At 49.3% G+C, this 14,950-nt stretch carries 14 protein-coding genes and 1 riboswitch; of the genes, 6 read left to right on the top strand and 8 right to left on the bottom strand.

The genetic code is table 11. From position 1 onward, the window contains the following. Positions 1 to 42: 42 nt before the first annotated feature. A complete protein-coding gene (locus tag RUW00_RS14330) occupies positions 43 to 585 on the bottom strand; it encodes a DUF2777 family protein (RefSeq protein WP_209388079.1) in 543 nt (180 codons plus the stop codon). Positions 586 to 760: 175 nt separating this feature from the next. Here RUW00_RS14330 and asnB point away from each other — a divergent pair, with 175 nt between their 5' ends. Both asnB and RUW00_RS14320 read left to right on the top strand, forming a co-directional pair. Then, positions 761 to 2,602, top strand: a complete 1,842-nt coding sequence (asnB, locus tag RUW00_RS14325) for an asparagine synthase (glutamine-hydrolyzing) (RefSeq protein ID WP_014417378.1) — start codon at positions 761 to 763, stop codon at positions 2,600 to 2,602. Positions 2,603 to 2,687: 85 nt separating this feature from the next. Continuing rightward, on the top strand, positions 2,688 to 3,428 hold the full coding sequence (locus tag RUW00_RS14320) for a squalene/phytoene synthase family protein (RefSeq protein WP_280145000.1): 741 nt from the start codon (positions 2,688 to 2,690) through the stop codon (positions 3,426 to 3,428). Positions 3,429 to 3,463: 35 nt separating this feature from the next. On the opposite strand, the gene RUW00_RS14315 is transcribed toward RUW00_RS14320, so the two are convergent. After that, the gene (locus tag RUW00_RS14315) at positions 3,464 to 4,831 is read right to left on the bottom strand and encodes an MATE family efflux transporter (RefSeq protein ID WP_022553576.1); all 1,368 of its coding nucleotides are present in this window, start codon (positions 4,829 to 4,831) and stop codon (positions 3,464 to 3,466) included. Between the two features lie 122 nt (positions 4,832 to 4,953). Between RUW00_RS14315 and RUW00_RS14310 the strand changes: the two genes are divergently transcribed. From RUW00_RS14310 to iolX, 3 genes are all read left to right on the top strand, one after another. Further along, positions 4,954 to 5,817 (top strand): AraC family transcriptional regulator, encoded by an 864-nt coding sequence (locus RUW00_RS14310; protein WP_280145001.1) that lies wholly within the window; start codon positions 4,954 to 4,956, stop codon positions 5,815 to 5,817. A gap of 35 nt (positions 5,818 to 5,852) precedes the next feature. Next, positions 5,853 to 6,878, top strand: coding sequence for a LacI family DNA-binding transcriptional regulator (locus RUW00_RS14305; protein ID WP_014417382.1), 1,026 nt, complete (start codon positions 5,853 to 5,855; stop codon positions 6,876 to 6,878). 223 nt (positions 6,879 to 7,101) lie between these two features. Beyond that, positions 7,102 to 8,133, top strand: coding sequence for a scyllo-inositol 2-dehydrogenase (iolX, locus tag RUW00_RS14300; protein WP_280145002.1), 1,032 nt, complete (start codon positions 7,102 to 7,104; stop codon positions 8,131 to 8,133). Between the two features lie 45 nt (positions 8,134 to 8,178). Here iolX and RUW00_RS14295 read toward each other — a convergent pair whose 3' ends face one another. Next, the gene (locus RUW00_RS14295) at positions 8,179 to 8,673 is read right to left on the bottom strand and encodes a DinB family protein (protein WP_280145003.1); all 495 of its coding nucleotides are present in this window, start codon (positions 8,671 to 8,673) and stop codon (positions 8,179 to 8,181) included. 53 nt (positions 8,674 to 8,726) lie between these two features. Next, positions 8,727 to 9,335 carry a LysE/ArgO family amino acid transporter gene (locus RUW00_RS14290; protein WP_014417385.1) on the bottom strand — a complete coding sequence of 203 codons (609 nt, stop codon included), beginning with the start codon at positions 9,333 to 9,335 and terminating at the stop codon, positions 8,727 to 8,729. Between the two features lie 125 nt (positions 9,336 to 9,460). Here RUW00_RS14290 and pdxR point away from each other — a divergent pair, with 125 nt between their 5' ends. After that, positions 9,461 to 10,903 (top strand): MocR-like pyridoxine biosynthesis transcription factor PdxR, encoded by a 1,443-nt coding sequence (gene pdxR / locus RUW00_RS14285; protein ID WP_280145004.1) that lies wholly within the window; start codon positions 9,461 to 9,463, stop codon positions 10,901 to 10,903. Positions 10,904 to 10,911: 8 nt separating this feature from the next. Here the strand turns inward: pdxR and RUW00_RS14280 are convergent, their stop codons facing one another. The 4 genes from RUW00_RS14280 to RUW00_RS14265 form a co-directional block, all read right to left on the bottom strand. After that, the gene (locus RUW00_RS14280) at positions 10,912 to 11,538 is read right to left on the bottom strand and encodes a pentapeptide repeat-containing protein (RefSeq protein ID WP_267542929.1); all 627 of its coding nucleotides are present in this window, start codon (positions 11,536 to 11,538) and stop codon (positions 10,912 to 10,914) included. A gap of 224 nt (positions 11,539 to 11,762) precedes the next feature. Next, on the bottom strand, positions 11,763 to 12,203 hold the full coding sequence (locus RUW00_RS14275) for a GNAT family N-acetyltransferase (protein WP_007409151.1): 441 nt from the start codon (positions 12,201 to 12,203) through the stop codon (positions 11,763 to 11,765). An 82-nt stretch (positions 12,204 to 12,285) separates the two neighbouring features. Further along, positions 12,286 to 14,127 (bottom strand): bifunctional homocysteine S-methyltransferase/methylenetetrahydrofolate reductase, encoded by a 1,842-nt coding sequence (locus RUW00_RS14270; RefSeq protein ID WP_280145005.1) that lies wholly within the window; start codon positions 14,125 to 14,127, stop codon positions 12,286 to 12,288. 89 nt (positions 14,128 to 14,216) lie between these two features. Continuing rightward, a riboswitch (SAM riboswitch) is annotated at positions 14,217 to 14,338 on the bottom strand. 100 nt (positions 14,339 to 14,438) lie between these two features. Then, a complete protein-coding gene (locus tag RUW00_RS14265) occupies positions 14,439 to 14,930 on the bottom strand; it encodes a YajQ family cyclic di-GMP-binding protein (RefSeq protein ID WP_014417389.1) in 492 nt (163 codons plus the stop codon). Positions 14,931 to 14,950 lie beyond the last annotated feature (20 nt).

Below are 14,950 nucleotides of genomic sequence, written 5' to 3'. Positions count from 1 at the left end.
AATACATCAGGCGGCACCTATTTAAAAGTGCCGTTCTGTTTGTTATGCGGTGCCGTCTTGTTTTGCCGCTGAATACATAATGGAGCGCCGCCCGTCAGATGCCGTCCATTCAAATCTGTCGTGTTTACCCGAGCTGCCGCGGTGATGCTGCAGGGCGCATTGTGCGTCATCCGCCGAGAAGTGATAAAACGAAACGCCTTCACCGGAAAACAGCGCCTGATTGTAGGAAAATACGCAATCATATACAGACAGGCCGAACCCGTGAAGATGGCTGAGAAACAGCAGAAACGTTTCATCGTCCAGCGAATCGAGCAAGGTTAACAGCGGCCGTTTGACCGGCTTTTCATAACGGATTTCTTCCCCGCCGAGCAGGGGGATGGTGTCTGCGCCGATTTCGGCCGCACCGCCGCAAATCCGTGCCGGCTGCCATCTGCCGCTGCGTTTCATCAATACGTCTGCGTTTCCTAGACTGTCTGCAAGCAGGATATCGCCTTCATCGTTTTCGACGAGGCAGATGCCGTCCTCTATCATCAGGGTGCCGCGCCCCCATTTGTTTTTTTCTGAGAAAAGCTGTTTTCGTTTCATAACCGTGCCGGTCTCCTTTGTTTGTTTCTTCTCTTCCGTTCTTTCCAAATCGGGCTTGTCTCATACAACTCTTAGTGGGACAAATCAACTATCTGCGTTTCTTTGCATAAACTGGGTAAAGTGCTGATAGAAACGAATTTGATACCGACAGAAACGGGATTGGAGCTGATATCACATGTGTGGAATTGCGGGTTGGGTCGATTTTCAAAAGCAGCTCGTCCAAGAGAAACATATTATGAACAATATGATAGACACTCTTTCAAAACGAGGGCCTGATGATTCAAACGTCTGGGGAGAGCCCCATGTTTTATTCGGACATAAAAGACTTTCGGTCGTTGACATTGAAGGCGGCCGCCAGCCGATGGCCTGCACGCATCAAGAGGAGACGTACACGATCATTTATAATGGCGAGCTGTATAACACGGAGGAACTGCGGAAGGAGCTTCAGGCGAGGGGCCACCGTTTTGAGAGGACCTCTGATACAGAAGTGCTGCTGCACAGCTATATTGAGTGGCGGGAGGAGTGCGTGAACCGCTTGAACGGTATTTTCGCTTTTGCCATCTGGGATGAAAAGCGCGAGCGGCTGTTCGGGGCAAGAGACCGGCTCGGCGTCAAACCGTTTTTTTATAAAGAACACGGCTCTTCCTTTCTGTTTGGGTCGGAATTGAAAGCCATCCTTGCTCATCCTGATGTGAAAGCCCGCACAGACAGCGGCGGACTTGCGGAAGTATTCGGACTCGGGCCGTCCAGAACTCCGGGCTGCGGGGTGTTTAAAGGAATTCACGAGGTGCGTCCCGCTCATGCGTTCACTTTCTCAAAGGACGGTTTGTCCATATGGCGTTATTGGAATGTAAAGAGCGAAAAGCATACAGACAGCTTCGATGAAACCGCGGCTCACATTCGGTACTTATTTCAGGATGCAGTGACACGCCAGCTCGTATCTGACGTGCCGGTTTGCACGTTTTTATCAGGGGGGCTTGATTCGAGCGCGATAACCGCGATAGCCGCCGCTCATTTTGAGAAACAAGGCAGAGATCCCCTTCATACTTATTCAATTGATTATGAGGAGAACAGCAAATTTTTTAAAGCGAGCGCCTTTCAGCCGAATGATGACGGCCCGTGGATCGATAAAATGACAAATGCATACGGCACACAGCATCATAAGTGCGTGATTACGCAGGATCAGCTTGTTGAACATCTGGAGGAATCCGTTCTCGTCAGAGACCTGCCGGGCATGGCTGATGTTGATTCATCGCTATTATGGTTCTGCCGGGAAATTAAAAAAGATTTTGTCGTGAGCCTTTCCGGAGAATGCGCGGACGAAATTTTCGGCGGATATCCGTGGTTTCACACCGCAGCAGAAGAAGACGGATTTCCTTGGATGAGGTCGACTGAGGAGAGGATCACGCTCTTGGATGAAAAGTGGCAAAAACGGCTGAATCTTAGAGAATACGTGAATGCGAGATATGAAGAAACCATTGCGGAAACGCCGCTGTTAGACGGTGAGACGGGAACAGATAAAGCGAGACGGCAGCTGTTCTACTTAAATATGCTTTGGTTTATGACAAATCTGCTCGACCGCAAAGACCGCATGAGCATGGGCGCAAGTCTTGAAGTACGGGTGCCGTTCGCCGACCACAGACTTGTGGAATACGTTTGGAATATTCCTTGGGAAATGAAAATGCATGGCAGCCGGGAAAAAGGCATCTTGCGGAAAGCGCTTGAAGGACTGCTTCCTGAAGATATTTTGTACCGCAAAAAAAGCCCTTATCCGAAAACGCATCACCCGAAATACACGCAGGGGGTCACAGAATGGCTGAAAACGATTTTACAACAGAAAGATTCCGTGCTTCACACCCTGCTTGACAGAAAGAAGCTGGAAATGCTGCTGGAGACAGAAGGTTCATCTTTTCAGGTTCCGTGGTTCGGCCAGCTGATGAAAGGCCCGCAGCTGATCGCCCATCTTGCCCAGATCCATACATGGTTTGAGGCGTACCGTATCGATATAGAAGAATAACAGTGCCGCGACCGGTTTCCGCTGAAGGATATCGGTCTTTTTATTGTGAAACATATGGTACACTAAAAAACAGAGGAGTGATACCATGACCGAATACGAAACATGCGTCCAGCTTGCCGAGGCGCACTTTCCTTTATATAAGCGGACTTTCTCAACCCTGCCGCCAAAAAACAGGCGGGCCGCATGGGCGGTGCTTGCTTTGTTTCACGAAGCTGACCGGCTTGATGTGCAGGAACTTGGGGGATTTGAACAGGCGGCACAAGACTTTCTGAACGGGACACACGCCGACGGCTTTTTGTGGGAAGCGCTCGCCGATGTGCGGCAGCAATTTGCGCTTGAAGAAGAGCCGTTACGTGAGTTTATCGCCGGCCAAATCTCTGACAGAGAAAAAGTAACTTATCAAGAGTTTGATGACCTGCTGATGTACGCGGGCCAAACAGGCGGAGCCCTCGGCCTGCTACTGCTGCCGGTTTGCGCGCGCCGGAACCAAGAGAAACTCCGCCATGCAGCCGTTTCATTAGGAGCAGCCATTCAGCTGACCCGGGTGCTTCTGGGGGTCCATACAGACGAGCGGGCGAAAAAGCGTCTACCGCGCCAGGTGATGATGCAATTCGGCTATACGGAAGAAGAGCTGGAGAGCCATACCGTCAACAAAGCTTTTATGAATGTATGGGAGTACATCGCATTCGAGGCCGAGGCGTATTTCGAGGAGGCGTCTGAAGAGCTGGAGCTGTTTCCGTTATACTCAAGGCCCGCCGTTACCGGTTTGCTGGCACATTACCGGTCAGAGCTCGGTGACATGAGAAAACAGCTTTCGCAAGCATAAAAAAACGCCCGGCTTCTTAACGAAGCTTCGGGCGTTTATGCAATCCCTTTTTGAATCCAAATCCGCGACCGCCATCTTCTGTACATAAGAATGCCTCTGACCCATTCATCCGCGATAAATGAAATCCAGATGCCCATAAGCCCCAATCCGAAATGGATGCCGAACAGATAAGCGAGAGGCAGTCCGATACCCCACATGGAAATCATCGCCATGTAAACGGGGAATTTTGCATCTCCGGCAGCCCGCAGCGAGTTGATAATAATGACATTAAATGAACGGCCGGGCTCAAGAATGATCGTCATGGCGATCAGCATGCTCGCCGTCGCAATAATGTCAGGGCTGCTTGTGAAAATTCCGATCAGCTGCTTTGAAAACAAGGTCATGATCACGGATGTCAAAGCGGCAATGCCAAGCGCCCAGTACAGACTTTTCATGCAGCGGTCATAAGCGTCGTCAAACCGTTTGGCGCCGATATATCTGCCGATCAAAATCTGTGTGCCCTGGCTGATCGCCGTTCCGAACAGCAGGATAAACATGGTGATGTTTTGTGTATAAACCTTTGTTGTAAGCGCCTGAGCGCCCATAATGGCGATAAAATAAGTAACAACCATTTGTGAAATGTTGTAAGACAGCTGTTCGCCGGCAGACGGAATCCCGATTTTCAGGAGTTTCCGCAAGTGCTCTTTATGGACGTGAAAAATCTTTTGCCATGTCAGACCGAGTCCGATGCGTTTTTTGACGATCACAACCATCGCGATCAGTCCGATGATCCGCGCAAAGGACGTTGACATCGCAACACCGGCGACGCCTAACACCGGAAGGCCGAGCGGCCCGAAAATGACAAGAAAGTTTCCGGCAATATTTAAAATATTCATCCCGATCGTAACGAACATCGTATCCTTCGTATGACCGTAGCTTTTTAAAATGGCACTGAATGTCATAATCAAAGCCTGAATGAAGGACAGCCCGCCGACCACCTGCAAAAAGACTTTGGCATCCGGCATCAATTCATTGGAAAGACCCATCACATGAAGCAGCGGAACGGCCGCAAAAAATATGGCGGCGCTGATGGCGAGACTGATGACAAAGTTCGCTCCTATTGATACATAAGCCACTTCCTGCGCCTCTTTTTTCTGTTTAGATCCTAAAAACTGTGAAATCACAATTGTCGTACCCGTAGCGATAAAGCTGAACATCACGATAATTAAATTTAAAATCTGATTGCTGACACCCACGGCCGCCACACTGTTGTCAGAGTATTGGCTAAGCATAAGAGTGTCGGCGTTTCCCATAAACATATATAATGAAACCTCAATAAATATCGGCCAAGTCAGCGCATATAATGAGAGTTTGTGATCAGAGGATTGTTTGAACGCAGCCCGTTTTAAAATCGCTTGTTTCATTTCTTTTAACCCCTTTCCTGACAAAATCAACGTTTAAAAGTGTACCTCCATTTTCTTATAATAAAAAGGGAGAGAAACGAAACTTCTTGCAAAAATCCGACTTAAAAAGGAGGGCCGAAAATATGTCCTTTCTCGAGTTCACAGTTCCTCCGTTCCCGGTCTTTATCGCTGCGGGAGAAGGAGTGTTCAAAAAAGGCGAAACCCATGTGAGACGGGTCTTCCCGGTGTTTGATCTGCTGTATGTGAAAGAAGGCGTCCTCTACATTACAGAAGACGAAAACGCCTTTTCCGTTGAAGCGGGAGAATATATTCTGCTTTCTCCCGGGCTTGAACATTACGGGACAAAAGGCAGTGAAGAAACGACATCCTATTCGTGGCTTCATTTTGAAGGAGCGGATTATGAGGTGACGGAAACAACCGGGAACAACTGGTCGGAGCTGAGGCGAAAAAAAGGGAGCTTTGAAGAGCCGTCCCGCTACCGCCTGTCCCTGCCGCAAAAAGGGAAGGTGAGACGCCCGCAGTTTATGGCCGGGCAATTCAGTGTGCTGACCGATGACAGCGCAGAGAACTCCGATCTGCCGCTCAGAAAGCAGATTCTGTTTGAAGAGCTGCTGCTCCATCTTCAGAAAGAAGCGTTCCAAATCCCGTCCGCAAAGGAAAGAGTCGCATGGGAGGCCGCCCGGTACCTGCAGGAGCACTATCAGGAGAAAACAACCATCAAAGCGCTCTCTTCGGCTCTTCATTACAACCAAGACTACGTGACCCGCTGCATGCAGCAGGTGCTCGGCGTCACGCCGGGCCAGTATACGAACAAAGTCAGAATGACGGAGGCGAAACGTCTTTTGTCCGCAACCAATTACAAAATGGGGGCGATCGCGGACGCCATCGGCATGGAGGACCCAACCTATTTTTCCAAACTGTTTAAACAGATTGAAGGCTTTTCGCCGCTTGAATACCGCAAATTCGTAAGCCGGAAAACGGACTGACCTAAAACCAGAGAACAGAAGAGGGATCGGTAAGCATGAAAATGACAATTTACGACGTGGCCGAAAAAGCGGGCGTCTCTATCTCGACGGTCTCGCGGGTCATCAACAATACGGGGAGGATCAGTGACAAAACCCGCCGGATGGTGCTCCGTGTCATGGAGGAGATGGACTATCATCCGAATGTTCACGCATCCGCTTTGACGGGCAAAAAGACGAATATGATCGGCCTGATCACCCCGGATATTTCAAACCCGTTTTTCGGGGAACTGGCGAAAAGCATTGAAGACAGCGCCGGTGCACTTGGGTTTCATATCATTATCTGCAGCACCGATTATCAGCCTGAAAAAGAAACGAAGTATTTTTCGATGCTGCGGCAGAAGCAGGCGGACGGCATTATATTCGCGACGGGACTTGATCATGATGACAGCGTCACAGCGCTTGATGATATGGTGAAATCGGGCATCCCGCTTGCGATGATTACGCAGGATAAACCGCTCGCGCCGATGGACGTCGTCATTATCGATGACTTTCTCGGCGGCTATACGGCGGCTGAGCATCTCATATCTTTAGGCCATAAAAGAATCGCCTGTATCGTCGGCAACGGTTCGACGACGGGTGAAAGAGACAGAATCAAAGGCTTTCGAAAAGCGATGCGGGAAGCGGGGATGACACTAGATGAATCGCTGATCATACCGACGGAATATTCGCTGGAAAGCGGAAAACAGGCAGCGGGTGAGCTGTTTGACAGAGACCTTCCGACCGCCGTTTTCGCCTTTAATGATGTCTTGTCATGCGCGGCGATACAGGCGGCGCGCTCCCGGGGCATTCGGGTGCCGGAAGACTTGTCGGTCATCGGTTTTGACAATACCATTCTCGCTGAAATGACGGCACCGCCGCTCACGACGATTTCTCAGCCCATACGCGAAATGGGGCGGCGTGTCGTTGAACTTCTCATTGATGAGATTCAAGGGAAGAAAAAAACAAAAAGCAAAATCATTTTATCTCCGGAACTCGTCATCAGACATTCTACGGCACCGGCAAAAACGCGCCCGCAGCGATAAGGCGCGTTTTTTTCTGTGAAAACATTGTCAAACGAGAGAAAAGCATTGTAAAATTAAAACAGATTCGAGAAAGCGCTTGCGCATATACTGCGGATTACAAGAAAAGAAAGCAAACAGCTTGGGTTATAAATAAAGCGCTTTCAAAATAATGATTTCTATTTAATGAGAGAAACCGCTTGCGCAATTGCGGCATGCGGCCTCAAGAAAAAAGGAGCGGTGATAGATGACAGATCAAGTCAGATGTGCGGTGCTGGGATTAGGACGATTAGGGTATTTTCATGCGAAGCATTTAGTCAGCGAAGTGCGGGGAGCCAAGCTTGCGGCCGTCTGTGACCCGATGAAGGGAAAGGCGGAAGCGTGGGCGAAAGAATTAGGAATCGCCAAATGGACGGAGAATCCGTATGACCTGTTGGAAGATCACACGATTGATGCCGTCATCATTGTCACACCGACGAGCACACATGCGGAAATGATTATGAAGGCTGCTGAAAACGGCAAGCACATCTTTGTTGAAAAGCCGCTCACCCTGAGTCTTGAGGAATCTAAAGAAGTCATGAAAAAAATCGAAGAAACGGGCGTCATCTGCCAGGTCGGTTTTATGAGGCGGTTTGATCCGGCATACGCCGACGCGAAAAGAAGAATCGACGCCGGGGAAATCGGCAGGCCCATTTATTATAAAGGATTTACAAGAGATCAAGGCGCACCGCCCGCGGAATTTATCAAACATAGCGGAGGGCTTTTCATTGACTGTTCGATTCATGATTACGACATCGCGAGATATCTCATGAATGCCGAAGTTACGTCCGTGAGCGGGCACGGGAGGATTTTAAAGCACCCGTTCATGGAAGAGTGCGGCGACGTTGATCAGGCATTAACGTATCTTGAATTTGATTCGGGCGCGGCCGGCGATGTGGAGGCAAGCCGAAATTCTCCGTACGGGCATGATATCCGAGCCGAAATTATCGGGACGGCGGGAAGCATCTTGGTCGGTACGCTGCGGAAAAGCCATGTCACCATTTTAACGGAGTCAGGCAGCAGCTACGAAATAATTCCGGATTTTCAAGCCCGCTTTAAAGACGCTTACCGTCTGGAGCTTGAGCACTTCGCCGAATGTGTGAAAAAAGGGGAAATGCCGATTGTGACAGACGTCGATGCCACGATTAACTTAGAAATCGGGATCGCCGCGACGGAATCTTTTAAAACCGGAAGGCCTGTAAAGCTTACCCCGGGCGCCTTCGGATATGCCGGATTATGATAGATTCGAAGTGAAAAAGCAAAGGCCCGGGAGGCCTTTGCTTTTTTATGATTCGTATGAGAAAAAAATGTAGTCAGTCGGCACGCTTTTATAGCCCATTTGGTGAAGCATCGCGCTTATATTGCCGCGATGGTATGTGCCGTGATTCACAACATGCCGGATCACATCGGCATATGTCGTCCGGAGCGTTCCCATGCGCGGATGAGAAATGGAGATCGGGCCTTCCGTGTTCTCCAATTCTCTTAAAAATTTGCTGTATTCTTTGTCCAGTTCAGTCATTCTATGTTCAATCGCCTCAAAATCTCCATCAAGCTTTTCAAATTGATCAAACTGCGAGACGATTTGTTCGTAAGATTCTCCGTAAAGCACGTGAAGCCAAATGTAATCAGCCCGGTATATATGTACAAGCACGGCGTTCACAGTCGGAAAAACACTATCCAGTTTCTGTTGTAAGCTTGCCGCGGGCAGGGTCTTCAGATGCTGAATAACTTGCTCATTTGCCCATCTGTGGTAGTGATACAGCTTTAAAATGTCTGACATTCCAATTCCCCCTCTTCCTTCCGTACATTCAACATGACCTGGCCGAATTCCTTTTATCGAAACAAAAGCGCCGCAAAATAAAAAGCAGCACCCCACATCACCAATGCCGAGCATTTATTTAGGATGCCGAGGAGCCGGCCTCCTGTATCCGCCGTTTGGACGAGCCGTCCCGCGAATGCCAGTCCGGCGAACCATACCCAGGAAACCGCTATACAAGCACCGGCAAACAGCCATTTATCAATTCCCGGATAGGCGGCGGAGCTTGTGCCGATGACACTGACGGTATCCAAAATCGCATGCGGGTTCAAAAGGGATACCATGGCGGCCGTGACCGCCTGTTTTTTTGCCGAGAAAACCGTTTTTTTCGCCTGTTCGGCCTGCGGTTTGCTTCTCCAAGTCTGCCAGCCTAAAAAACTGAGAAACAAAAAGCCGCCTATAAGCATGACGGTCTGAAAAACGGGAATCTCTGCAATAATCATTGAAACGCCTGCGACGGCCGCGATGATGAGAATCGTATCGCATACCGCGGCGGCAATCACTGCGGGAAACGCCTGCCACACATGTTTTTGCCAGGCTCCCTGCTGAAAAATAAATACATTTTGCGCGCCCAATGGCAAAATAAGGCCGAAAGCGAGCATCACTCCGTGAAGAATGGCATTCATATCGTAAAACCCTCCAATCGTCAACTAAATCTCATTGTAGCCGCACTATGTGCTGATGTCTCCGTCCATTTGGCTGGTACTTGAACCAGCCAAATGTATAATAAATAAAGAAGGAGGGATGACGTATGAACAGCTGGCGTCCGGATCGGGAGTCGTACATACCGCTTTATCTCCAGATCGAACAGCATATAAAAGAAAAAATACTTCATGGCGAATGGACCATCGGCACGAAAATTCCCTCACAAAGAAAGCTCGCCGAGGAGCTTCAGGTCAACCGAAGCACAGTGACGGCAGCAGTTGATGAGTTAATCGCCCAAGGTCTTCTGGAAGGAAAAAGAGGGGGAGGCACAAAAGTCGTCAACAGTACGTGGAGCATCATGGCAGCGGCTAAGCCCCTTGATTGGAGCACATACGTTACATCGGGGAGTCATCAGCCGAATTCAGCCTTGGTTCAGGCCATTAATCAAAACGAGCCGCGTCCGGATCTGATCAGGCTGGGGACGGGTGAGCTGAGTCAAGAGCTTCTGCCTGAGAAGGAGATGGCCGAACTGTTCCGTGAAGCGGGAACTAACATTTTTGCGCTCGGCTATGAAGAGCCGAAGGGCAGCCTGAAGCTTCGGCAAAGCGTCGCGGAACATGTAAAAACAAAGGAGATTCACGCGTCCCCGGCATCCATCGTAATCGTCTCAGGCGCGCTGCAGGCGCTTCAGCTCATTTCAATCGGGCTGTTAAAGCCAAACTCTGTCATGCTGACTGAAAATCCGTCGTACCTCCATTCCCTGCGTGTGTTTCAATCAGCGGGCGTCAGGCTTAAGGGAGTGCCGATGGATGAGAGCGGAATCAAAACGGATCATCTTCCCGCTTACCGTCGGCAATACGAAGCAGGGCTGCTGTACACCATTCCGTCATTCCATAATCCGACCGGAACGGTAATGTCCCTTAAGCGGCGGAAGGAACTCATCGCGCTCGCAAGAAATCACCGTCTGCCTGTCATTGAAGATGACGCTTACGGTGATATATGGATCGATAAAGAACCGCCGCCTCCGTTAAAATCCATGGACGGTGAGGGGAATGTACTGTATATCGGCACGCTGTCAAAAACCGTAAGCCCGGGTCTGCGCATCGGATGGGTCGTCGCCCCTGAGCCGGTTGCAGACAGGCTCGCCGATATTAAAATGCAGACGGATTACGGCTCCAGCGCTTTATCTCAATGGGCGGCATGTCAATGGCTGTCAAGCGGCCGCTATGAAGCGCGTCTTTTGCGTCTCAGAAAGGAACTCAAAATCAGGAGAGATGCGGCATTGCGTTTTCTTGAAAGATACGCGGGAGATATTGCGGAGTGGCGTGTGCCGGAGGGGGGCTTTTATATTTGGGTCACTTTTCATCAAGCAATCGCCGTTCAGAAGCTTTTCACCCGTGCCTTGGAGGCCGGCGTGCTGATCAATCCGGGAGCTCTCTATCTTCCCGAAGACCGGCAAAGCCTGCGTCTTTCCTATTCGTACGCATCCTTACCGGACTTGGAAAAAGGCATTCAAACGATAGCGGACATCGCCCGCCGTTTCGTTTAATAAAAAGATCACGTCACAATGGCTCCGAGCGCTTCTGCGAATGTCACGGCATGAGACGGAGAGATGCGGCATCCTTTCAGCTTATCAAGCGAGACGTGCAGATGATCAAATGTGCACGTGCTGATATCCATATTAAAAAGAGACGTGCCGATGAAGTTTGCGCCGTTCAAATCACAGACGTCAAGATCTGTGTATTCAAGAACGGCATCATTCCACTCACTTTCTGAAAGGCCGCACGTGTCAAACCGTACATGCTTCATATTGGAATAGCTGAAGGAGCTGTAATGTGCGAGGCAGTCTTCAAACCGTACATGACGCATGGCGGAATCCGCCAGATTCAAGCCGAGAAGTTTTGAATGCTGAAACGCCGTTCTATGGATGATGCTTCCGCTGAAATCAGCGTTTGAGACATCGCATTTGTCAAACAGGACATCCGTACATTCCATATGTCTGAAAGAGACATCCGTAAAAACGGTGTTTCTGAAAATGACTTTTTCGGCGCGCAGGCCGTCCAGTTTGCCGTTTACGATGCCGTTTTCAATGATGACTTCTTTGATCTCCTCATCCTGAAGCGCTTCTGTGAAAGAAAGCACCGGCAATTCTTTCGGGATTTTCGGTTTTTGGATCGTATTCATCTCGTACTCCCTTTTCTAAACATAATAGCTGAAACCGGCAATTGACAGATATCGCTTTCGCCCCTGCCACCCTTGCCGAATGGCGTGTTGCTTACTGAACAAAGGGTAATATCAAAGCGGGATCGCGTCAATAGCGGCGCTTATAAAAGCTTCATTCCGTTTGAACGTCATCCGGCCCGCTGAAAGATAAAAACAAAGCCCTGATAAGAGGGCTTTTGTCTGTTTCAGGCGAGTTCTTTATACATGATCACATGCGGGCCGATGCCGGGAATATCAAAGGGGCTGCCCGTGCTTTTCCAGCCGAGCTTCTCGTAATATCCCTTTACGTGACATCTGGCGTTGCACCAGACAAGCGCCGCCCCCATATCTGCCAGTTTTCGTTCCGCATAGGCGATTAACGTGCTTCCCGCTTTTTGCGTCCGGTATTCCTCAAGCGTCGCCATGCCGCGCAGCTGGTAGGCGGGCGCTGCCTGTAAAGCCTGCTGGTTCTGCGGGTAGAAAGAAGCGATGCTGATCAATGTCCCGTCGTAAAAACCTCCGAGATGAAAGGCTCCTTTGACGCTGTCCTGATCATATTTACAATCCTCAATCGTCTGATGGGGGCGCAGCACGCTGTGTCTGATTGCGTATGTGTCTTCTGCGGTGATGGGTTTTACTTCAACCATGAAAAAATCCTCCTTTGCTTGATTCTTTTTCTGTATCGTACCATGAAAAAGCCGCCTGTCATATCAGGCGGCTTCTTTCGCGTCAATGCAAATATACATCAGCCCGCTTTTCATCCTTTTGCTTAATATAAGCTGCAAGCTCTGACGTCAAATCAGAACGGAGAAACGGGGTGATTAAATAAATTCCGTTAAACAGTTCGCACGCCGTGTCGAGAAGCGATTTAGCGATGGCGAGGCCTTCGGCTTTCTGCTTTCGCTTGTCTTCGCCGGCGAGCGCCATTTTTTCGCGGATGCTGTCTGACAGCTTAATGCCCGGGATTTCATGATGAATGAACTCTGCGTTGCGGCTGCTCGTTAACGGCATGATTCCGATATACACCGGTGTTTTGAGATGCTTCGTTTCATGATGAATGTCAATGAGCTGCTGCTCCGAGTAGACAGGCTGGGACACGAAGTAGTCAGCTCCGCACTCGATTTTTTTCTCCAGCCGTTTGACTGCTTTATCAAGATGGCGGACATTCGGATTAAATGCTCCGGCTACGGAAAAGTTCGTTTTCTTGCCGAGCGGTTTCCCTGATAAAGAAATGCCCTCGTTGAATTGTTTAATCAGCCTGATCAAATCAAAGGACGTTAAATCATAGACGGAGGTAGCCCCCGGAAAGTCACCGATTTTTGAAGGATCACCCGTGATGGCTAAAATGTCGGTGAGCCCGAGCGTATCCAGCCCCATTAAATGTGACTGAAGGCCGATGATGTTGCGGTCTCTGCATGTAATGTGAACGAGAGAACGGATATCAAGGCGCTCTTTCAGCAATGAACCGCAGGCGGCATTACTGATCCGCGGTGTCGCCAATGAATTGTCGGCGAGCGTCAGCGCTTCTATGCCGGTTTCTTTTAATTCAGCCGCCGCTTGCAGAAATTTGTCAAAATTCAATTTCTTCGGCGGATCAAGCTCTACGATAATTGACCGTTTTTGAGCGGCGATTTCGTTTAAACCTGGCTCGGTTCGTTCATTCCGGACTGAGATGACTTCTTCTTCCCGTCTGATTTTCACTTCTTTATCAGTGACGGGAGAAAGTCCGCGGACCGCTTCAGCCATGGCTCTGATATGGTTTGGCGTCGTACCGCAGCAGCCGCCGATAATGCGCGCGCCCTGAGTGCGGAACTGTACGGCGCTCTCCCGGAAATAGGCATCGTCCGTATCATAAACAAGCCGGCCTTCTTCTAAAGACGGAAGGCTGCTGTTCGGATAGACCGATAAATAAGCGTCACGGAAAATCGGCACTTCGGTGAGCGCTTCAATCATGTGGTACGGGCCGAGCCGGCAATTGATTCCCGTTATGTCAGCGCCGAGATCGGCAATGGACCTGAGGGCTTCCTGAAGCGGCGTTCCGTCCTGCAGCACGCCCTGTTCGTGCATGGATACGTTCAGCATAATCGGAAGTTCCGTTTCTTTTCTCGCGATCTTCAGCACTTCGCGGGCCTCTTCTAAATCATAGTATGTTTCCAGAAGCAGACCGTCCGGCTCTTCGTGCAGCAATAAATAAAGCTGCTCCCGAAAGCTGCGTTTAATCTCCTCCAGGCTGTAGGCGTTTTTGTTAAAGGTGCGGATGCCGCCCATCGTTCCCAATACATAAGCGCCGCCTGAGGAAGCGCGCGCGATTCTGACCGCCTCCTGATTGATTTTTTTCGTTTCATCCTCAAGTCCGTATCTTGAGAGCTTAATAAAATTCGCGCCGTACGTATTTGTCTGGATGATGTCTGCCCCGGCTTCCACGTAAGCCTTATGTATCCGCTTGATTTCTTCGGGCTTTGATACGTTCAGTTCCTCAAAACATCTGTCAATGCCGTAGGAATAGAGGAGAGTGCCCATCGCGCCGTCTCCGATTAAAATCCGTTCTTCTAAGTCTTGTAATAGTCCCATTGTTTGCCTCCTTCATCACATTCAGCAAGGAAAAAAGAGAAATAAAAAAAGTCTTCTTAAGAAGAAGACTTTGTAATCATTTGTCTCTCTTCTTATCTTCCAAGCTGTTTTTAGCTTGCTGGATTTAGCACCTTGGTCATGGTTTAGGTAAACCACTACACCGGTTGCTGAAGCGTCGTCGGGCCAGTCCCTCGGCTTCTCTTGATAAGAACGTTCATGTAATTGTCATGGGTTTCCAAAACTTAACTGTGAAAATCCCTTTCTCCAAATTTACCGAAAATAGAGACAATAATCAATAGGAATCACATAATTTATCTAAAATTAATAAATTGAACGTCAATCGGCAGGTCTGCTCCGCGGACGGCTGCAATAATCTGCTGCAGATCATCTTTATTTTTTCCGGTGACGCGCACTTGGTCGTCCTGAATCTGCGACTTGACCTTCAAGCCGGAGTTTTTAATCACCGCGTTGATTTTTTTGGCATTGTCTTTATCAATGCCCTGTACAAGCTTCGCGCGTTGGCGCACCGTGCCTCCAGTTGCATTTTCGATTTTGCCGTATTCAATGTTTTTCGTCGGCACGTCCCGTTTGATCAGCTTGCCGCTCAGCACATCTTTAAGCTGATTCAGTTTAAACTCGTCATCAGAAATCAGGACAAGTTCTTCCTTTTCTAACTTCACATCGCTTTTCGATCCTTTAAAGTCATAGCGCGTGCCGATTTCTTTCAGCGTCATCTGAATCGCATTCTGCACTTCGGGAAATTCAACTTTGGATACAATATCAAAAGAACTTTCTTTTGCCATGAGAAAACCTCCTATAACAT

Source organism: Bacillus sp. IS1, from assembly GCF_032461585.1.
GTDB classification, from domain to species: Bacteria; Bacillota; Bacilli; order Bacillales; family Bacillaceae; genus Bacillus; species Bacillus velezensis.
This window is presented reverse-complemented; position numbering and strand designations above follow the sequence as displayed.